This is a genomic window from Sulfitobacter sp. HGT1 (genome assembly GCF_013282155.1).
Lineage (GTDB): Bacteria > Pseudomonadota > Alphaproteobacteria > Rhodobacterales > Rhodobacteraceae > Sulfitobacter.
Window position 1 is genome coordinate 1 of sequence record NZ_BLWI01000021.1, and the last position, 18,987, is coordinate 18,987.

Below are 18,987 nucleotides of genomic sequence, written 5' to 3' on the forward strand. Positions count from 1 at the left end.
TCCCATTTTGAATCGGGCTCTAAGAGGATGAGGTCGGGATGCAGACGATCTTCTGACAGGCATTATGATCGTTTCCTGACGGCTTTTGCTCGCCAGCTTGGTCTCCCGGTGCCTATTTCCTGATGGGACGATCGTTTCTCAAGTGGGGCTGTTCATGTCAGAAATGGCAGCACCCAATCAAAAACTGCTTCGGAAAATGAAGGTTAACAGAGGAATAGCCATGCCACCTGGCAAAACAGACGTGAGCTTCAAAGCCTCCGCCACCGCAAATCGCATTCACTTAGGATGAAATTCAACGGCTCCTAGCCCTTTGCTAATCCCCCCAATTTTAATGGGGCTCAGCCGTAGAATTCACGCGGCTGTTTTCAGTTTGATGGCGGGTGTGATGTCGCCGATACCCATGTTGGGTCGCTCGTTGTTATAAGTCCACAGACATTGTGTTGCTTGATCCTGTGCCTCCTCTATGGTTTCAAAGATGTATGGGCTGAGCCATTCGCTCCGTACCGTGCGGTTATAGCGTTAGATATAGGCGTTTTGTTTGGGCTTTTGGGGTTGGATGTAATCGAGCCTAACGACTTGTTTCTCCGCCCATTCCATGAGTTTGCCACTGACATATTCGGGCCCATAACACCTTAGGAATGACATTGATTGAGAGGCTATGACTATCTGCGCAGCCACAAAATTGCGCAGCAGGTGGTCACAGCCGGGTCTCAGGTCCCTACAGTGGTTTTGCACAAACCACACCGAGAAGGAGACCGACTATGACCAAGATTACTATTACACAAGATACCCCTGTTTTGATGGCCATCGACATCTCTAAATCCCAGCATGAAGTTTTGATTGCTGTCCCTGATAAGAATCGCCGCCGCCGCTTAACCGTCCTCAACCAACTGGACGACTTTAACCGCCTCGTCACCGCGTTGAAGGACTATTGACGCCCTGTTCGTATAGCATTTGAGGCGACCGGCAATTATCACCGCGCCTTGGCTTACCATCTGGCAACCGTAGGCTTTGAGGTGACCCTGGTGTCCTCAGTGGCTTTGACGCGTACGCGGAAACGAGCCGGCGTTTGTGCCGCTGGTCCTCTGCCGCACTTTTACGGGTGCGGACAAGATCACGCATTGCCTCGTGCGTTTCATCCGGCACCCAGACAGGCGTCAGCTCCCCGGCGCGCAGCAGGCGAGCCAGACCTATGGCATTCCGTCGATCCGTCTTGATCCAGTCGCCGGCGCGAACTGGAACTAAAGAGGGCGCGACCACACAGCATGCACATCCGAACGCCCGAACCCCGTCGGTCCTGCCTCATAGCAGATCGACACGTGCCTCCGACCAGAAAGCTTCTTCAGCAGCTTGTCGACGCTGGCGATGGTATTCTCGAATGCGCCCCGGCTAAAAGAATAAGATCGGACACTCTCAAAACCAGTCTAAACTCAAAAAACTCCGTTTCAAAGTCGTTCACACTTTCCGTTGATCCATCTGGAACGCGAAGGAGCCATAAATTCTAATTACCTATTTCGTCGGCGGGAGGCTGCATCAGAGCGAAACGCTTCCCAGAATAGGGCGCGGCGTGCATCCAAAACCTCGGTGCGGTAGGAATGCGCCTCGTGCCAATTGTGGTGTGCTCGGTCTACCATCCAGTGACTGTCAGCAATCCGGCTTAGCAACAGCGCGGCCAGCGCGCGAGCGTCGCCCGGTCGTATTAAATCTTCCTCCGGCAGAAGCTCAGGGATGCCCGCGGCGGTCGAGGCAAGCACCGGACAGCCGCGGCTCATTGCTTCGATCAACGCGCGTGGCAACCCTTCCTGAAACGATGGTTGCAGATAAATGTCAATTTCGTCTAACCAGTGCATCACCGGATCACCAGCAGGTAGCGTACCTTCGAAGTGGACTATATCGGCGATGCCTAGACGCTCAGACTCTTGTCGCCAAGGTGCGGGGTCGCCGCCGCCCAGAATGTGAAGCGAGAGCGGCGGCAGTTCGGCCCGCGTTCGCGCCAGTGCCGCGAGCACTGTTTGGATGCCCTTGTAACGATTCCTCAGAGTGCCTATCAAACCTAAACGCAATTCTCGATTTGGCGTGGTGGCGATCCGGGCCAGCCGGGCCCCAAGGATGTCTGGTGCCAAATCTTTCAGCACTACATTCGACGCTACGGTGGAATTCTGTGCCCGTGTTGGGTACCGTCGCTGAAGGAAATCGCGGGTTACATAGATTGCGTTATCAGCATGGCGCAGTGCCTGACGCAACCTTATCCATGCGGCCGGAGCATATAAGCGCGCGGCAAGGCCCCCGTGGTACCACATTCCGTCCCAAGGACAGCCAACCACTTCAACGGCCCAAGGCTTACCCGCTGCACGGGCGGCGGCGATGGCGAGATAGCCGATCTCGCTTGGCAGACGGGCGATCACCGCGTCATGGTCAGCTACCAGAGCCTGCATACGTCGCATCGCCGCTGGCCGCGCTAGCGTCAAGCCCATTACGTTGGAAAGGTTGGGAAAAAATTCGAAATCCACATTGAGTGTAGATGATTTCTCCAGCTGCTCAACCGTTTTTCCGGGTGGCAAAGTTCCGTGTCGAGCCACCACCGTGAGAGCATCGAAATGAGCAAGGTAACGCGTCCAAAGAGCGGATTCAAACTGGTTTTCAGACCATACTTTATCTTCAGCTTTGATGAAACGATGGTCGTGGGCGAAGATGGTTTTCATATTAGACCTTTGAAGAGATGTCGCCAAAAGAAGATCATTCGACTAAGTTGTTTTGTCTCAGGCGAGACCATTTTAAAACAAGCATTGAGATCTTTAGATGTGCCAAACAAAGGCCTATCGCAATCCAGAATGTACGCTGGCGCAATCCAAAGGACGAAGCTGAATACAGCAGGATGATCAGTAATACAAACACTACCAGATTTCCAATCATCCGATGTTGACCGGCTCCTCCCCTGAACTTAAGAACTTGGAAAATAAGGATAGCTATAAATAGTAGGAACAGGAGCAAACCAAAAGCACCATGCTCCATAAGAAGTCCAAAATAGGTATTATGAACTTCATTTCGATTACCTGTAACATGCTCAAAATTTCCCGGCCCAATACCGAGAAAAATTCTGTCGGCCCAATTATCAATAACAATGGCAATTTGCTCTCCGCGTGGACCTAATGCACCAATTGTATCTTCATGTTGCATCATGTTTAAAAATGAGCGGATCATTCGACGCAAAGGACTTGTTAGCCCTTCTGGAAGAAAGCCGGCTGCATTTTGCAAGACTGCAAGAAGAGTATCAACTAGTACAAAAATCATCACTCCGGCAAATAAAATAACTCCAGAGTTCATGAGTGGCTTTGAATTAAAACGCAAAATAGCGCGCCCTACTGCGAGTCCGAAGATCACTACGATCATTATAACAGGTGTCCTGCTTCCGGTTGCGATCATAGCGATCATCGTGATTGGAAGCGACCCAAAGGCGAAAAATTTCCAGAAACGCCCCTCTTGCACGTAAGGTAAAAACACCATTACCAACATCGCTGGCCCAACATAGGATGGCACCTGATTTACGCTATTCATTGTCGAGGAAATTCGAGTAGAGTGATAAGCCCATGATGGGGCCATACCAAGGATTGCTAGTGTAGACACAACAGAAATAATTAGACCACCCAGCATCCAAGCCTTGAGCAATAATAATAAGTCATCATCATTTTGAACAGTGACCAAAATAACAAATGATATGACGGCACCGTAAATATAGTTAAGAGGAACTATAATAGCGACTGGATTCGGTGGAAGCGCTATTTGGGAATTAATATGGCTGATAAAAGCATGGATCAGAAAAATAGCAAGAAAAATGGAAATGCGTTTTGCCGGTTGCCCCAAGAATACCGGTCGAGAAATTGCCCGTATGGCAAACATCAAGGTCGCAAAGATAAAAAAGAGATCTGCAATGACTAGGTTGCCTGCACCACCCGGAAGCAACGGCAAAACGAGGATTGCAGACATTACGACGCCACCGGCCAAAACATATATCAGTAAACGCTGTGTCACGCGATTTTAAATCCCGTCAAGCAGAATGGCGATTTCGTGTAAATGTCTAGTCTGAGTTTTGGCCATTCTTTTATTTTCATAAGAGTGTCTCGCTGCCGACGGCTGGTTGAGGATGTTGCTATTTAGGTGCCAGGCGCACCAATTTTGTTCAAAGTATTCGTGTCGGGAGGCAGTGGAGATCAAAATTAATGATACATCGCTCAGTTGCGGCTGAGTATCCGCCGAATCAAAGTGCGGACACGATGGGGTATGACCCAAGGCCGTATCATTCGCACGATGGCACTAAGCGTTAGGCGATTCTGCCTTCGCAGCTCCGCCACCATCCATGGCAGCATGTAAAAATTGCGGTCATACGCGGCTTGCTTGCAAAGCAACTCGGAAACGAAGCCGGCGCGGGCTTGCTGACTCATTAGATGATAGTGCGACTCATACCATGTGCGACTGAAATCTGCCCCTCCCGAACGACTTAATCCCTCGCCTGGATGCATATGACGCACGGCGACGATCTCGTCGGCGACAATCACAGGTAGCTGATGACCCGCGTGTAGCATCCAGCTCATATCTTCTTGAACCTCGAACTCTTCATTGAACAGGTATTGTTTGAACACGGTTGTAGGAGCAACCAAAGTTGAGGTGTTCACGCCCGCGAAGCCACAAAATAGAAGCTGATCGACTGGTATCAGGGGCACAGGTTTTCGAGGTCGATCATACAAATGGCGGCCGTTGTGGTAGACCGCCTCGCGTCCGGCAAGTATCGCGCTTGAAACGGCAACCCGTTCAAGTGCGGCGAATTGTACCTCGAGCTTGTGAGGCAACCAGATGTCATCGTCGTCGAGCAGTGCGATCCAGTTACCTTTGGCTTGATGAATGCCAAAGTTGCGTGTGGCCGAGGCATTCCCACGCCGCGGTGCCTCGTGGAAATACACGCGCTCATCTCCAAGCGCGGCGATCAACCGGCCCTTTTCAAGATCGGGGCCGTCATTGACGACAAGCACCTCCATTGGCGCTAGCGTCTGCGCCAACGCCGAGCGAATTGCTTGAATGACCTCGTCGTGGCGCTTGTAGGTCGGGATGACGACGGAGACAGAGCCATTGAGCGGATCAGAAAAAAAGTTAGACATGGGGAATGTATCCATAGCGTTCAGCTCGTGCGCGCACCGCATGCGGTATTGGCGTCCAAGCGATTGGACGTCTTCGATAAAATGGCTTGGTGTTGGCAGCAGGGCGCGCTTGCAGCATTAGGTCAACTTCTAGAAATGCTGCGAGTTCGGGGAGCTTTTCGTCTAATTCCTCAAGCCGTAACCTCAGGTGCGGGTTCGGTGCTCTCAAAAGGAAGTCCTCAACAATACCGTTCCACTGCCCCCAATACTGCCATAGCCGGTCAACCTCCTGCGCGGGCTCAAGGCAGGTCGTGGCCCTCTCCAACAAGTCACGATGAGCATGAACATAGCGTATACGTTCGAGCAGCCTGAGCGGCTTTAGCGTTGTCCTTGCCAACACTTCGGCCAGTGGCTGTCCGGCAGTCACATGATGGCGGATTTTCGGCGCGCAAAGACCAATCCTATGAAATGATTTCACCACGGCTGCCGGGTCTCGTACTAGATGCAAAATGCGCGTTTTAGGCGACAAGTGCGAAAGAAAGGGAGCGGCATACCATGATGCTTCACACTGCGGCCCTTCTACGTTCTCCGGGCCAAATACTGTGAATCTTTTCTCGTGTGACGTCCTAATGCCAGCGGCAGCAAGGACCTCGGTAAGATATTGCGTACCCGACCGCCCACAGCCGGTGATGAGTAGGTCAAGTTTCATTTCCGCTTCCTCAGACCTAGCGCACTGGCATCTAGCCCTAGGCGTTTCCAAACGGAATGCCATAGCAGAATGTTCCAAACTGTCATGGAAAGTGCTGTTGCGGCGGCAGCACCGATTCCGCCGTAGAGCGGCACTGCAACGAAGTTTAGAATTATGTTCAGTGCGGCCGCGACAGCCAGCCCCTTGAGTGTGTCCCGTTCGTGTCCCGTCATGTTTAATAACATTCCAACCGATCCGAAGCTTGCATTTACGAGCTGCGCCAAAGCTAATATAATAAGGACTTGGCCACCTGACTCAAATTCAATACCGAAGGTAGTGCGCAGCAAAGATGAAGGCCACAACACCAGAACCACGATCGGTACGACAGCAAGCGCCGTAACGCTTCTTGAAGCCAAGGTTACTAACCGCTGCAGACGGTCGATTTCGCCCAGAGCGTACAGTCGCGCAAAATGCGGCTGAAGGACTTGCGTTATTGACTGAAGGCCAAAGATTACAAGCAGAGCAAGCTGAAAACAGGCGCGGTATATTCCCACCTCTTCGTCATTGTGGAACAGACCCAGTATAATGATGTCTGCCTGATTGTTCACTAATTGGAGACCGGTTATCAGCGCGAGCGGCATCACAGCGCGGCGCCAGGCTTCGGGCTCTGTGCGCAGGTCAGTTGCAGCACGCAGTTCCAATGGGCGAACAGCGTGCAACATTGCCGCACCTACGGAGAGCGACACAACTGAGGCCGTAAAAAAGCAAAGCATCGCAACGCGAGCGTCGATCGTTGAGGCCGGAAAAACTAGGATGGCCGAACCAATAAGCACCAGCATGGCCAGCGGGCGCACCACCGTTTCGGGGAGTTGTCCTACCACAACATTGCGCAAGCCACGCAGACTCGCCGAGCGCAGGTTGGACAACGCTATCACTGGAATCAGTCCAATTCCTATTAGGATAACCTCGCCTCGCCCCTCCAATCCCAGGCTGAAGATCGCAGCTGTCACCCCAACCAAAGCCAATCCGGAGAACATGAGCACTCTGCGGTTTGCCCAGCCCCATAGGCCCCGTATCATCGCCCAGTCACCTAGCGCATGCGCCTTGGCAGTTTCCCGCACCACCAGCTGAGGCAGCCCTACCTGCACCGGAATGGCAACAATCGACAGAATGGCAAGCGCAAAGGAATAGCTTCCGAACCCGCCCACCCCAAGCCAACGCGACAACACCACCGCCACGGCGAAACCGACGCTGGCCGATATTGTTCGCACAGCAATGCTTCCCGCTCCTCCCCGGAGTATTTCGTGGCGAAACGAACCGCCATTTGCGCCATCCGGATCCCGGTGCGCCGTAACTGTGCCCATCTTAAGACTTCGTACTGGGGGAAGACGATGACGGTGCATCGCCTCCAGCTGCCCGAGCGATCACGACAAACTCTTGCCCGAATAGTGGCATTCGGTGTAACGCCCAAGACGCTAAACGCTTCAGCAGCGGTCGGGACCGGCTCCCATATCGGTTGCGAACATGGATTTCGTCGATTTTGAAACCGGCATGATGGATAAGTTCTTCAATCTCCACTAGCGAGTACTCACGAACATGTCCCATGTGGCCAATATCGATCAGCTTGCTCCACTCCTTGACTGGCGAGGGGCCGCTGCGGCGCTGGAGCAGCATGGACAAAAAACGAGGCGCGAAATAGTAGTTGGGCGTTGTAAGATACAGAATTGTCCCCGGTTCCATTGCCGTATTTAAGTCGCCTAGCAGTGACAAAATATCATGCCGCATATGCTCGAAAACTTCGCACAGGCAGATGGCCCCATAACCATGCAAGGACAACCCACGCCGGAATTTTTCATCTTCTATATTTCCAGCGATTACTTCGCCCGATAATGAATTTACCACATCTTTGTGACGTTGGGGATCAAGATCGACCGAGACAGTAGAAAGTCCCAGTCGCTGCGCCGCTACTTCGAAAATGTACGGTGCGCCACCGATATTTAGCACGCTCCCTCCCGCCCCAAGCAAGTCGTGGATACGACGTGCATCGTCTACACAGCGGGCGAAGTGGTTCTTTATATAGTTCCCAGCCCAAGCATCGGAGAACAGCCCGACGAGATACTCTTGTACTTCATCCCAGCCTTCGCCCTGTGGCGGCTCAACAAGCTTGTAACTTCGCATCTTATAACTTTGCATATTCATCCCTAGTCTTTTAAACGGTATGGCTACAATCCTAGTATTTTTTCTAGGTGGCTAGACCAACAACCATCGCGATCAGCCGGCCAGTCAATTATTTCAAACAGCAGCCATTTGACATCACAATCTCAAATCACTTTCATCGCTGGAAAGCACACTTTTCAGATCGAAGAATACATGACTGGCGCGTCCATAGCTGCGTAGCACGGCCGCCCCGGCCTCACGATAGCTGTCGTGCGCCACGGCCAATACCACGCCGTCATATGCATCGAACTGTGGCGTTTCAAGCAACGCAATCCCGTATTCATGTTGGGCCGCTGCCGGCTCCACCCATGGGTCATGCACGTCGACTTGAACACCATAATCGCGCAACTCGGCCACCACATCGACAACTCGGGTGTTGCGCAGATCCGGGCAGTTTTCTTTGAAAGTCAGCCCCAGAATCAGCACGCGCGCACCATCTACCTGAAGACGGCGTTTCAGCATTGCCTTGATCAACTGGCTGGCCACATAGGCCCCCATTCCGTCATTGATGCGGCGACCGGCTAGGATCACCTGAGGATGATACCCCATGGCCTCGGCCTTGTGGGTCAGGTAATAGGGATCAACTCCGATGCAGTGGCCGCCGACAAGGCCTGGACGAAATGGTAGGAAGTTCCACTTGGTGCCTGCAGCTTTCAGCACGGATTCGGTATCGATTCCCATCTTGTTGAAGATGATTGCTAGTTCGTTGACCAGCGCGATGTTCAAGTCGCGCTGCGTGTTCTCGATCACCTTGGCCGCCTCGGCCACACGGATGCTCTCGGCCTTGTAGGTGCCGGCGATGATGATGCTCGCGTAAAGCTGATCCACCTCTTCGGCGATCTCGGGGGTCGACCCAGAGGTTACCTTGCGAATATCCGGCAGACGGTGGGTCTTGTCGCCAGGATTAATCCGTTCGGGGGAATACCCAGCAAAGAAGTCCTTGTTGAAGGTCAAACCCGAGACGCGCTCCAGCACCGGCACACAGTCTTCTTCTGTGGCACCGGGATAGACGGTGGATTCGTAGATCACGATATCGCCGCGCTTCAGAACCTTGCCCAAGGTTTCAGAGGCCTTAATCAGCGGCGTCAGATCTGGGCGCTTGTGTGCGTCAATGGGCGTGGGAACCGTGACGATGTAGATGTTCGCTTCCGCCAAATCAGCCGGGTCGGTTGTGAACGACAAATGCACCGACTTACGAAGTTCGTCCCCGGAGACTTCCAGTGTGCTGTCGCGGCCATCGCGCAGCGCATCAATGCGGGTTTGGTCTATGTCAAAGCCGATCACAGGTCGGATCTTGCCAAATTCCACCGCGAGTGGAAGGCCAACATAGCCAAGGCCGATGACGGCAATTTTCTGAGTATCCAACATCATTTCCCCGAGTATTCCCTGTACCATTCGACAAACCGTGCAATACCATCTCGGAAATCCGTCTGGGGGCGATAGCCGGTCAGTGTTTTCAACAGATCGGCATTGGCCCAGGTCGCGGGCACATCGCCGGTTTGCATACCCATATAATTCCGCTCAGCTTTCTGCCCGAGGCAGTCCTCGATAGCGTCTACGAAATCCAGCAGGCGCACCTTGTCGGAATTGCCGATGTTCACCACGCGGTAGGGTGCAACAGGTGACAGGCTATCGCCTTCCGGCACGACGCCATCTGCAGGACGCACCGGCACTGCATCAATCAACAAGCGGATCGCGCGGACGAGATCATCGACATAGGTAAAGTCACGGTACATGTCGCCATTGTTGTAAATGTCGATCGGCCGCCCATCGAGCATTGCATCAACGAACTTATAAAGTGCCAGATCCGGCCGGCCCCAGGGTCCATAGACGGTAAAAAACCGGAACATCGTGGTCGGGAGATCGTAGAGATGTGCGTAGGCATGAGCCATGCTCTCAGTGGCTTTCTTGGTCGCAGCATAAATCGTCAGCTGCGTGTCAGCTTTCTCAGTCTCGATGAATGGCATTTCTTCGTTCGCGCCATATACCGATGAGGTGGATGCCATCATCAGATGCTGGACCTTAAGGCGCCGCGCGGCCTCCATCACGTTGAATGTCCCGATGACGTTGCTGTCGAGATAAGCGCGCGGGTTCTCAAGGCTGTAGCGCACGCCCGCTTGGGCGGCGAGATGGACGATCACGTCGGGCGCGAATTCATCTGCGACTCGGTCGAACAGTGCCTGATCCTCAAGCATCCCTTCGGTCGCTGCGAAGTTCGGGTTTTGCAGCAGCATCTGGTGACGCCTCTGCTTCAAGGCAACATCATAGTAATCCGTCATCCCGTCAAAGCCGTGAATGATGAACCCTTCGGCAAGCAGCATTTTGGCAAGATGGAAACCGATAAACCCGGCGGTGCCTGTGATTAGAACGCGTTGCATATTATTACTTTCTTTCATCGCCCAACACTCGCGTAGGCGGTAAACCCTGCCGCGACTGCATCGGCTTTGTCGTAGATGTTGCGCAAATCCGCCATTTTCGGTGACGTCATTGCGCCTGCCAAGCGGCTGAGATCCAGCGCCCGAAATTCATTCCATTCAGTCAAAATGATTATCGCCTCAGCATCGATAGCGGCCTCATAGGGATCCTCGTGCCAGGATGCACCAGGTAGCAAAGCTTCGCCTTCGCGTTTGCCTTGCGGGTCGACAATGCGGACCTTTGCGCCAGCCCCGACAAGCGCAGGCACGATTGTGAGTGCTGGCGCATCACGCATGTCGTCTGTGTTTGGCTTGAAGGTCACACCGAGAACAAGGATCTGCTTTCCATTCACGGTGCCGTCACATAGCTCCATCACCTTATCGAGCATGCGCCGCTTGACGGCATCATTCACCAAGATGACCGTCTCTGTGATACGCATCGGCATCCCGTGCTCTTGACCTATGCGTGCAAGTGCAGACGTGTCTTTTGGAAAGCACGATCCACCGTAACCCGGACCGGCGTGCAGAAATTTGTCTCCGATGCGTCCGTCCATCCCCATGCCCTTGGAAACAGACTTCACGTCAGCGCCCACGCGCTCACAGAGTGCTGCGATCTCGTTGATGAAACTTATCTTTGTCGCAAGAAATGCATTGGCCGCGTATTTGATCAACTCAGCGCTTTCCAAATCGGTGTAGATGATCGGAAAATCCCTCAAGAACAGCGGCCGGTAGATCTCTCCCATGACCTGTTTGGCGCGATCGGTCTCGACACCGACAACGACGCGGTCAGGTTTCATGAAATCCTCTATTGCGGCACCTTCACGCAGGAATTCGGGGTTGGAGGCCACGTCAAAATCGGCGTCTGGACGCGTTTGCAGGATCACATCGGCCACACGCCGATTGGTGCCGACCGGAACCGTTGATTTGGTCACAACCACGGCATATCCGGTCAGAGCGCCGGCGACCTCTTCTGCAGCAGCCATTACATAGGTTAAATCAGCATGTCCGTCCCCACGCCGTGTCGGTGTGCCAACTGCGATGAACACCGCATGGGCACCGTCCACAGCAGCGGCTGTTTCCGTGGAAAACCGTAGGTGCCCCGCAGCAACGTTGCGCGCCATGACAATATCGAGACCGGGCTCGTAGATCGGAACCTCTCCGGAGTTCAGCTTGGCTATTTTTTCAGCTGAGGTGTCCACGCATGTGACTTCATGACCAAAGTCAGAAAAGCACACGCCGGAAACAAGCCCGACGTATCCCGTGCCAATCATTGCAATCTTCATTGATAGAGGGCCTTTGTTTCAAATTGGATTTGCATGAAACTTACTTACGTGGACGGTGCGCCATTTTGGCTTCCGGTCCCATTTCGTTCTGCAGCGCATCAATTTCTTCTTTGAGCGCCTCGTATTCTTCCATCTTGCGCTTGAGAAACCGTGAGGTGAGCGCCGCTTTTTCTGACAGCCCCTTTGGCGTCAGGATGTAAGCGTAGCGCCTTTTGTCCTGTGCGGCCGAGAAGTTCCCCAACTTGACCAAGCCTTTGTCGATTAGCGCGTTCAGGCAGTAATGCACGCCACCAACGCTAATTCCGACCGCAGTCGCGATATCACGCTGTGACATTTCGGGGTTTTCCTGAAGGAGGCGCATGACGCGGAAACGCACGTCCTCTTGCGCTTTACTGCGCTGTCCGGCCATTAGGAGGAGTCCTTTTCGCAGGCTGCCGCACAAGATGTGCCCTTGGCACTTCTCGGGTTTTCTCTGTTTCGAATGCGTTGTTTTAGTCTAGGCATCATCGTTCAGCTTTGAGCGGTAGCACAATGCTGCATCCGCGAAAAGCCCGGATTGTTCAAATGATAGGTTTTTCTATGACTACCAGCTTGTTCAACAACGGCCTGTATTAACCAGGTCGCCTCGCGCAGGCGCGGGACCTACATAGCACGGATGGGGCACAATTGGTATCGACACATTCTCATAGCTTTTGCCTTATGCTTTCAACGGGTTTCTGAGACAAGCGGGCATTGCGTAGCGGGGGCTCTCACAGTCGCAGGAAGTTCGGGGTTGAACGCGGATGAATTTGCAGGCAGCATCCGCTCAAAATTGAGCGAGGAGGCCTGAATGAGCTATCACGACAGCGGAACGACTTGGTTTCTTGCGCAGTTCAAACCCAACAGCCACAAAATAGCAGAACGCAATCTGGTCCGGCAGGGGTTCAGAACATTTCTGCCGCTTCATGAAGAAACCACGCGCGTCCGGGGCAAGTTCACTGTTCAGAAGCGCCCGCTGTTCCCCGGCTATCTGTTTGTGGCCCTCGATATGCTGCAGGGGCGCTGGCGCGCGGTCAATTCCACCTATGGCATCACGCGGATTGTCAGCCTTGGCAAAGAGCCGTCGCCCGTCCCGCCTGATCTGGTCAGCCAGCTGATGCTGCGCTGCGATCAGGAGGGAAAGCTGCAGCCTCCCAAGCTTTTCAAGCCCGGCGACGAGGTGACCATGACCAAGGGACCGTTTTCGGATGTGATTGCCACAATCGAGTCCGTGACGCCGGACCGGCGCGTCTGGGTGCTGATGGACATCATGGGTGGGCAGACCCGCGTTGCCGTTCAGACCGACCAGTTGCGCGCAGTATAGCGGCACGCTCATTCATCTTCCGGTTTATCTATACGCAAGCTGTCCAACATGCTCGCGGATTGCGGTTTGCAGGACAGAGAGGTTTCCCGTCAGATCCCAGCCGATGCCGTCGCCAAACCCTGACGTGCGATAATCGACCGGCCATGCCACAAGGCCATCCCAGCGAGCAGAGCCAAAGCTGCGCATGGCGCGCGGCATGTGAAAAGCGCTGGTAACCAGAACCCAGATTTCTGTCGGGGCGGGGTCGGCGAGTGTCCGGCTGAGACGGGCGTTTTCGGCCGTATTGCGCGATTGACCCTCGAGCTGGAGGCGTTCAGGCGCAATGCCCTGCTCGAGAAAGAAACGCTCGGCAATGGAGGCCTCCGAAGTGTCAGCGCCAGCCACATCGCGCAGAGCCCCGCTGCCGCCCGTGAAGAGGACCTTTGCCTCGGGAAAGCGCCTCGCGAGTTCCATCGCGGCCGTGAAACGCTCGGCACCCTCTTTGAGCTGCACCTGGCCCCAATAGGCGCTGGCACGGGCGTCCTCGCCACCGCCAAGCACGATGATACCATCGACAAGGTCAAGACTTGGGTTGGCCGGATAGCGCAGCTCAATGGGCTGAAGCAGAAGGTTGCCGAGGGGCAGGGCGCTCAGGGCAACCAACAAGCCCAGCGTAATGCTGCTAATCCAAAGTGCGATACGCGTGCGTTGCAGGAACAGCGCAAGCACGGTGCCCGCTAATGCGATGACGATCCAGGTGTCCGGGCGTAGGAGCGCGCCAACCAGCTTGGACGCAATGAAAAAAACGGTGTCCATTGCTGCTCTATCTCTACCGGTTGCCAGTGAGGGCCATGAGCGCTTCCCGATAGGCAGCCACGACCAGGGCCTGATCGAACTCGCGCTCCATCTTTGCGCGTCCGGCTTGCCCCATGGCAGCGCGGGCATCGGGGGAGAGTGCAAGGAACCGCTCCATCGCCATGGCCAGGCTGTCGGCATTCCGAACCTCGCACAGAAAGCCAGAGACGCCCGTGTCGACCACCGCGCGGCATCCCGGCACGTCGGTGGCAATCAGCGGCCGCGCCATGGCCGCCGCCTCAATCAGCGTGCGTGGCGCACCTTCCCGGTAGGAGGGGAGTACGACGCAGGAGGCTGCGGCTATCGCCGGGCGCACGTCACTGGTGGTCCCGAGATACTCGACCACCCCCTCGGCCACCCAGGCCTCGACGGTCGCAGTGTCAATGGCGGTGCGGTTTTCCGAACCGGTAGCTCCAAGTAGCTGGAACCGTGCATTCGGATGGCGCGCCTTGATCTGCCGCGCCGCCTCGACGAATTCGATCACGCCTTTGTCACGCAGGAGCCGGGCAATCATCAGGAATACGGGTGGTGCGTCCGCAGGCGGTATCGCGACCCGGGCAAAGCGAAGGAGATCGATGCCGGAGCCGGGCAGTAACCGGGCCTGATCCGCGCGCGCAAGTTTGCGGCCAAGAAACAGATCTCGATCATCTTCGTTCTGAAAGAAGACAATCGGCAATTTGCCAAAGGCGCGTCGATAGAGCTGCTCGGCGATGGTCTGCAACAGCCCACCCGATAGGAAAGCGGTGCCGAGACCCGTGACGTTCGGAACGAAGGGCGCACCTGCCGCGCGTGCAGCCCGCGCCCCGAAGATGTTGTTCTTGATCGTGAAGCTCAGGACGGCGTCCGGTTGTTCCTCACGAAAAATTCGCTTCAGCCTGCCCTGCAGCTTCAGGTCTTCAAACGGGTTCAGGCCCTTAACGCTCATCTCGAGTGGTCGAAAGCGGCAGCCGATCTGCTCGAGGTCGGCCACGGAGTCATCGGGCGGTGCCAGAACCGTAATCCGGTGACCATCAGCAGACAGGGCTTCGACCAACGGTCGCCGAAAATTCCAGATGTTCCAGGCAGCGTTCACCGTCATCAGAATATGCATGGGGCCGCCTTTCCGATGCGCGCAAGGACGCCATCCGCCAAGATTGAAGACTTAATCAAAAATCACACCGTGTCGCTGTCGAGGTAGCTCAGGTACCACAGGCCCTCATGGTTGGCGTGTGAAGCCAGGCCCGTCTTGGGCGTGCTGCCGAACCAGATGTGGATAGGGCGCAGACGTTCCGGCAAGGGTATGAAACCCGCCTTGCGCAAGGTGCGATAGTTCGGAGACCATGGAAACGACCAAGCCAGCGCTAGCTCTACACCTCGCGACGCAAGACGTCCCAGTTCGGACATCACCAGTGGCTCGAGAGATGATCCACCCAACGCCTCCATCACATAGGCAATCCGACCCCCGTGCTTTTCTGCCTCCCGCGTGGCAACAATGGCCGGCTCAGCTTGATCGGGCGAAGCCACGACCCGATATTGCCCCGCTTGTGGGCCATTGAAGAGACGATGGTTCAGAAATGCTCTGTCCCGAACTGTGCCTACACTAATAGCTGGTGCAACGGAGTCCCAAAGTGCATCGCCCCACTCACCGATCTCGGCGATAGAAGACAGGTTCTGGTCACGCGCGCGGGTCAGCGGGAAGTCGAGTGGCAGTCGGAATTTGCGGCAGAAAAAACCAGCACGTAGTGGCTTGATCAAAAAAGGAACCTGCCCGTGGCTGTGCCATCCAAGCTTGCCAAACCAGGCCGGTGCGGCATTGTCATTTGGAAAACCCCAGACGAGGTCACCCCCTGACCTGGTGGCATGCGTGTCATAGGCCCGGGCCAGTTGAGTAAAGATACCTTTGCCGCGCATGCTCTCTGATACGAAGGAATCAACGGCTTGGAACGCAACTCCGGTTTCCGATCCAAACTGCATGCGGGATTGAATGTACCCCGAAATCCCGACGATCTGACCATTATTTCGAGCGACGGCAAAAGGAGCTGGGTTACTGCCAAATGCCCACTCAACCGCGAAACGGCCTGCCTTTCCGCGCTCCATGCCTGACGCCAGATATGCGTCCATTAACTCGTTGCTCAGCGGCTCGATGGAAATGACAGGAGCGGTCATCAAAACTCTCCCATCGCCATGGATTTCATGCCGAAGCGGTCGCGCAGCGTTGCAAAATGCCTGATGATCTGACTGAGACCGTCGAGATTTACTTCGAGGTTTTGTCCGAAGTTATGCGGATGCCACCAGAGATGATAGCCTTTGCCTGCCCGCGCGGCGGCCGTCATGCCACGCTTGATCGTGGCAATATGCAATGGATGAAACGCGGCCAAGCGTCCGGAACAGGGCCGCAGGAAACGACTTGCAGGAACATCCGTTGGTTCCCCGCTAATAGCCTCGAAGGCTTGTGACCCCAGCACCCCGGAATACGCATCAAGCAACCTGAGGGCCCGACGCATCGCGGTCTGCTCGGCACCCTTCGCGGCCCGGTATGCCCAAGGGCTGGGGTTCCCGCGATAATGGTTGATGCCATGCTTGGCGCAGACTGTCAGATGCTCCGCTGCGAACTGGTTGCGCGGGAACACGATCGAGCGCAATTCGATATCGCGTGCGTCAGCGAGCTTCTTGGCGGCTACAATATCAGCCTCAAAGGCAGAAAGTGATTGCCCATCTTCCAGGCAGTAATAATGGGACAACGTATGCGTCCCGATTTCCTGGCCCGGTGTCTGGTGGATCTCCGCGATCAAAGATGGCGCGAAATAATAGGGGTCGGAGCGTTCATCCTTCCCGACTTCGTCCAGGTAGGAAAAGTTCGACAGACGCGGGTTCGAATAGGTCGGCAGTTCACCGGGAAGAGAGGCCAGCAACTCCTCCTTGCTTTCACAAAACAGAAACCCAACGGTCGCCCATGTTGCGCGAATTCCATTCTCGGCGAAAAGCTCAAGCATCTTTGGTACGGCATCCCGCGCGCCAAGAACGTTTTTGCCGTAGCTGTCCCGGTCGGCATGATCGCAAACGCCCCAAAGCAACTCGAAATCCAGCGAAATAACAAACTGGCCATTCATTCGAATATTATTCCCGTCACATTTTCAATCGCCCGACGGCACGAAGACTGCAAATTCAGGCGTTCATGGCCGTACGCCGTTTCTGCCAGACTTACCGGCAGACATCCACCCTTCGAAGTTACCTTTGCCGCGATCATTAGGATGATCAGGGGGCGGAGCTATACGAAGCCCTGCTGGACGTGTCGCGTATTTGTGCCGCTCCAAGTGCTCGTTTAAGCCACTTTCCGTTCGAAGGCGACCGGGCTTTTCCAACCGAGTGCTGAGTGGCGGCGGCGTGGATTGTAGAAGCCGTTGATGTATTCGAAGATCGCCATCTCAGCTTTCCGTCTTGTCTCCCAAGGATGCCGCGAGATCAGCTCTGCCTTGATCGTCTTGAAGAACGTCTCAACGGCCGCATTATCGTAGCAATTACCTTTGCCAGACATCGATACCTTGAACCCGTGCTGGCCCAGGATTTTCTGATAGTCATGAGAACAGTATTGCGACCCGCGATCTGTGTGGTGCATGCAGCCTTTGGGCGGTGTTCTGAACGCAATGGCCATTTTCAATGCACGGATCGCCAAGTCCCGTTTCATCCGATTGTTGACCGCCCAGCCAACGACACGGCGTGAATGCAGGTCCAGGATCACCGCAAGATAAAGCCAACCCTCTTGGGTCCAAACATAGCTGATGTCACCGGCCCGTTTCTGGTTCGGCGCGTTGGCGGTGAAGTCACGATCCAGCAGGTTCGGCGCAATGTTGAACTTGTGATCGCGGTCTGTGGTGACCTTGTGTTTACGGGTTCTGACGACGGATATACCATTCTGGCGCATCAATCTGCCAACCCGGCGATGTCCGACGTCCAAGCCGATTTCATTCAGCTCTTCCGTCATCCGTGGCCTGCCGTAGCTGCCCAAGCTGAGACGAGATTGTTCTTTGATATGTGCCAGCGTGACGAGATCGGATCGCTGTCTGCGGCTTGCGGGGCGGCTTCGGAAAGCGCGCAGACCGCGTGCGCTGACACCGACAACATTGCAAAGTCGGCTGGCCGGAAAGTCGGACCTATGTTCTTCGATAAACCTAAATCTCATTGCTTTAGGCCCGCGAAGAACTGGGTGGCTTCCTAAGAAACAGCGATGTCGACCTCCAGTGGCAATTCTTGCAAATCATACCCGAAAGACTTTGCGCGGCGCCTGAGATTACCAAGTACGCGATTGCGGTATCGTTCCTCATAATGGGACGCACCGGGGTCTTTGTGTGTCATGCCGTGTCGGAGGGTGTTGTAGAACAGAACGGCAATCTTGCGCGCGGTGGCCGTGACTGCTTTGGCTTTACCTGCGCGTGCCGCCAATCTCCGGTAGAAAGCCCCCAGAGCGGTATCGCTGCGCCCAATTGTGACCGCAGCCAAACGCAACAAGGCCGCAGCCCGACTGGAAGATCGCCTTGTCCGTGATGACAGCACCTTACCGCCAGATATCTTGTTACCCGGAGCCAAGCAGAGCCACGAGGTGAAGTGTTTGGCGCTTGGCCATGCGCGCAGGTCAGTGCCACATTCGCCAACCAATTTGAGTGACAGAGACGGCCCCATCCCATGGATCTCCGTCAGATCAACACCCAGAACGCCGAACAGCGCGGCCCGTACATCAAACGAAGGCGTACTGACTTGCTTGGTCTTTGTGCGCGGGCATGGCAGTTGACTGAGATCATGTTCGGTATCTGCGCCCAATGCCACAAGCGTCGCCTCAAGATGGCGATCACATTCCAGCATCTTGGCCTGATAGAAGTCATAGAGTTCGAGCGACTGGGTCAGCCCGAAGATGTGTTCGGGGCGATTATTCCCATTGAGCGCGGCTTTGATTGTCTGCGTTGAAGCCTTGCAACGCACGTCGCGATACCCGGCTAACACGTCCAAATCCCGTTCGCCTGCGACAATCGCACGGATGATCTTCATCCCCGTAATACCCGTGATGTCAGAGACAACATGATGCAGTTGCAGGTTCATCTCCATCAGT

General features: G+C 55.0%; 16 protein-coding genes and 4 pseudogenes. 2 read left to right on the top strand and 18 right to left on the bottom strand.

The genetic code is table 11. The features are described 5' to 3' along the window. Positions 1-351 precede the first annotated feature (351 nt). Positions 352-624, bottom strand: a pseudogene (locus tag HGT1_RS17875) (integrase core domain-containing protein); the annotation flags it as partial. A gap of 137 nt (positions 625-761) precedes the next feature. Between HGT1_RS17875 and HGT1_RS17880 the strand changes: the two are divergent. Then, positions 762-1,058 (top strand): annotated as a pseudogene (locus HGT1_RS17880) (transposase); the annotation flags it as partial. Positions 1,059-1,122: 64 nt separating this feature from the next. Here the strand turns inward: HGT1_RS17880 and HGT1_RS18485 are convergent. From HGT1_RS18485 to HGT1_RS17930, 11 genes and pseudogenes are all read right to left on the bottom strand, one after another. Continuing rightward, positions 1,123-1,260 (bottom strand): annotated as a pseudogene (locus HGT1_RS18485) (IS110 family transposase); the annotation flags it as partial. A 245-nt stretch (positions 1,261-1,505) separates the two neighbouring features. Beyond that, complete coding sequence (locus HGT1_RS17885) at positions 1,506-2,702, bottom strand: glycosyltransferase family 4 protein (protein WP_176251317.1); 1,197 nt, start codon at positions 2,700-2,702, stop codon at positions 1,506-1,508. A gap of 34 nt (positions 2,703-2,736) precedes the next feature. Then, positions 2,737-4,029, bottom strand: a complete 1,293-nt coding sequence (locus HGT1_RS17890; protein WP_176251318.1) for an O-antigen ligase family protein — start codon at positions 4,027-4,029, stop codon at positions 2,737-2,739. A gap of 200 nt (positions 4,030-4,229) precedes the next feature. Continuing rightward, positions 4,230-5,150 (bottom strand): glycosyltransferase family A protein, encoded by a 921-nt coding sequence (locus HGT1_RS17895; RefSeq protein WP_176251319.1) that lies wholly within the window; start codon positions 5,148-5,150, stop codon positions 4,230-4,232. Continuing rightward, on the bottom strand, positions 5,143-5,838 hold the full coding sequence (locus HGT1_RS17900) for a hypothetical protein (RefSeq protein ID WP_176251320.1): 696 nt from the start codon (positions 5,836-5,838) through the stop codon (positions 5,143-5,145). Before HGT1_RS17900 ends, HGT1_RS17895 begins: the two co-directional genes overlap by 8 nt. Beyond that, positions 5,835-7,181 (bottom strand): polysaccharide biosynthesis C-terminal domain-containing protein, encoded by a 1,347-nt coding sequence (locus tag HGT1_RS17905; protein ID WP_176251321.1) that lies wholly within the window; start codon positions 7,179-7,181, stop codon positions 5,835-5,837. Before HGT1_RS17905 ends, HGT1_RS17900 begins: the two co-directional genes overlap by 4 nt. A gap of 1 nt (position 7,182) precedes the next feature. Then, a complete protein-coding gene (locus HGT1_RS17910; protein WP_176251322.1) occupies positions 7,183-8,016 on the bottom strand; it encodes a bifunctional 2-polyprenyl-6-hydroxyphenol methylase/3-demethylubiquinol 3-O-methyltransferase UbiG in 834 nt (277 codons plus the stop codon). Positions 8,017-8,130: 114 nt separating this feature from the next. Continuing rightward, positions 8,131-9,402: a Vi polysaccharide biosynthesis UDP-N-acetylglucosamine C-6 dehydrogenase TviB gene (gene tviB, locus HGT1_RS17915; RefSeq protein ID WP_217902998.1), complete on the bottom strand. Its 1,272-nt coding sequence runs from the start codon at positions 9,400-9,402 to the stop codon at positions 8,131-8,133. Further along, the gene (locus HGT1_RS17920; protein WP_176251324.1) at positions 9,402-10,412 is read right to left on the bottom strand and encodes an NAD-dependent epimerase/dehydratase family protein; all 1,011 of its coding nucleotides are present in this window, start codon (positions 10,410-10,412) and stop codon (positions 9,402-9,404) included. Before HGT1_RS17920 ends, tviB begins: the two co-directional genes overlap by 1 nt. Positions 10,413-10,426: 14 nt before the next feature. Beyond that, a complete protein-coding gene (locus HGT1_RS17925; protein WP_176251325.1) occupies positions 10,427-11,731 on the bottom strand; it encodes a UDP-glucose/GDP-mannose dehydrogenase family protein in 1,305 nt (434 codons plus the stop codon). A 40-nt stretch (positions 11,732-11,771) separates the two neighbouring features. Then, positions 11,772-12,140: a MarR family EPS-associated transcriptional regulator gene (locus HGT1_RS17930; protein ID WP_176251326.1), complete on the bottom strand. Its 369-nt coding sequence runs from the start codon at positions 12,138-12,140 to the stop codon at positions 11,772-11,774. A 420-nt stretch (positions 12,141-12,560) separates the two neighbouring features. Between HGT1_RS17930 and HGT1_RS17935 the strand changes: the two genes are divergently transcribed. Continuing rightward, positions 12,561-13,073: a transcription termination/antitermination protein NusG gene (locus tag HGT1_RS17935; RefSeq protein WP_176251327.1), complete on the top strand. Its 513-nt coding sequence runs from the start codon at positions 12,561-12,563 to the stop codon at positions 13,071-13,073. Between the two features lie 24 nt (positions 13,074-13,097). On the opposite strand, the gene HGT1_RS17940 is transcribed toward HGT1_RS17935, so the two are convergent. From HGT1_RS17940 to HGT1_RS17965, 6 genes and pseudogenes are all read right to left on the bottom strand, one after another. After that, positions 13,098-13,868: a YdcF family protein gene (locus HGT1_RS17940; RefSeq protein WP_176251328.1), complete on the bottom strand. Its 771-nt coding sequence runs from the start codon at positions 13,866-13,868 to the stop codon at positions 13,098-13,100. A gap of 13 nt (positions 13,869-13,881) precedes the next feature. Beyond that, positions 13,882-14,997 carry a glycosyltransferase family 4 protein gene (locus HGT1_RS17945; RefSeq protein WP_176251329.1) on the bottom strand — a complete coding sequence of 372 codons (1,116 nt, stop codon included), beginning with the start codon at positions 14,995-14,997 and terminating at the stop codon, positions 13,882-13,884. A 62-nt stretch (positions 14,998-15,059) separates the two neighbouring features. Then, on the bottom strand, positions 15,060-16,052 hold the full coding sequence (locus HGT1_RS17950; RefSeq protein ID WP_176251330.1) for a GNAT family N-acetyltransferase: 993 nt from the start codon (positions 16,050-16,052) through the stop codon (positions 15,060-15,062). Next, positions 16,052-16,996 carry a polysaccharide deacetylase family protein gene (locus HGT1_RS17955; protein WP_176251331.1) on the bottom strand — a complete coding sequence of 315 codons (945 nt, stop codon included), beginning with the start codon at positions 16,994-16,996 and terminating at the stop codon, positions 16,052-16,054. The genes HGT1_RS17950 and HGT1_RS17955 overlap by 1 nt, the downstream gene beginning before the upstream one ends. Before the next feature lie 212 nt (positions 16,997-17,208). Further along, a pseudogene (locus HGT1_RS17960) lies at positions 17,209-18,096 on the bottom strand (IS3 family transposase); the annotation flags it as partial. A 2-nt stretch (positions 18,097-18,098) separates the two neighbouring features. Then, the coding region (locus HGT1_RS17965; protein ID WP_176251332.1) for a transposase at positions 18,099-18,987 on the bottom strand (889 nt) is incomplete at its 5' end.

Coding starts and splice junctions, on each gene's coding strand:
- HGT1_RS17885 (WP_176251317.1), bottom strand. CDS start 2,702: ATGAAAACCATCTTCGCCCACGACCATCGTTTCATCAAAGCTGAAGAT.
- HGT1_RS17895 (WP_176251319.1), bottom strand. CDS start 5,150: ATGTCTAACTTTTTTTCTGATCCGCTCAATGGCTCTGTCTCCGTCGTC.
- HGT1_RS17900 (WP_176251320.1), bottom strand. CDS start 5,838: ATGAAACTTGACCTACTCATCACCGGCTGTGGGCGGTCGGGTACGCAA.
- HGT1_RS17905 (WP_176251321.1), bottom strand. CDS start 7,181: ATGGGCACAGTTACGGCGCACCGGGATCCGGATGGCGCAAATGGCGGT.
- HGT1_RS17910 (WP_176251322.1), bottom strand. CDS start 8,016: ATGAATATGCAAAGTTATAAGATGCGAAGTTACAAGCTTGTTGAGCCG.
- tviB (WP_217902998.1), bottom strand. CDS start 9,402: ATGTTGGATACTCAGAAAATTGCCGTCATCGGCCTTGGCTATGTTGGC.
- HGT1_RS17920 (WP_176251324.1), bottom strand. CDS start 10,412: ATGCAACGCGTTCTAATCACAGGCACCGCCGGGTTTATCGGTTTCCAT.
- HGT1_RS17925 (WP_176251325.1), bottom strand. CDS start 11,731: ATGAAGATTGCAATGATTGGCACGGGATACGTCGGGCTTGTTTCCGGC.
- HGT1_RS17930 (WP_176251326.1), bottom strand. CDS start 12,140: ATGGCCGGACAGCGCAGTAAAGCGCAAGAGGACGTGCGTTTCCGCGTC.
- HGT1_RS17935 (WP_176251327.1), top strand. CDS start 12,561: ATGAGCTATCACGACAGCGGAACGACTTGGTTTCTTGCGCAGTTCAAA.
- HGT1_RS17940 (WP_176251328.1), bottom strand. CDS start 13,868: ATGGACACCGTTTTTTTCATTGCGTCCAAGCTGGTTGGCGCGCTCCTA.
- HGT1_RS17945 (WP_176251329.1), bottom strand. CDS start 14,997: ATGCATATTCTGATGACGGTGAACGCTGCCTGGAACATCTGGAATTTT.
- HGT1_RS17950 (WP_176251330.1), bottom strand. CDS start 16,052: ATGACCGCTCCTGTCATTTCCATCGAGCCGCTGAGCAACGAGTTAATG.
- HGT1_RS17955 (WP_176251331.1), bottom strand. CDS start 16,996: ATGAATGGCCAGTTTGTTATTTCGCTGGATTTCGAGTTGCTTTGGGGC.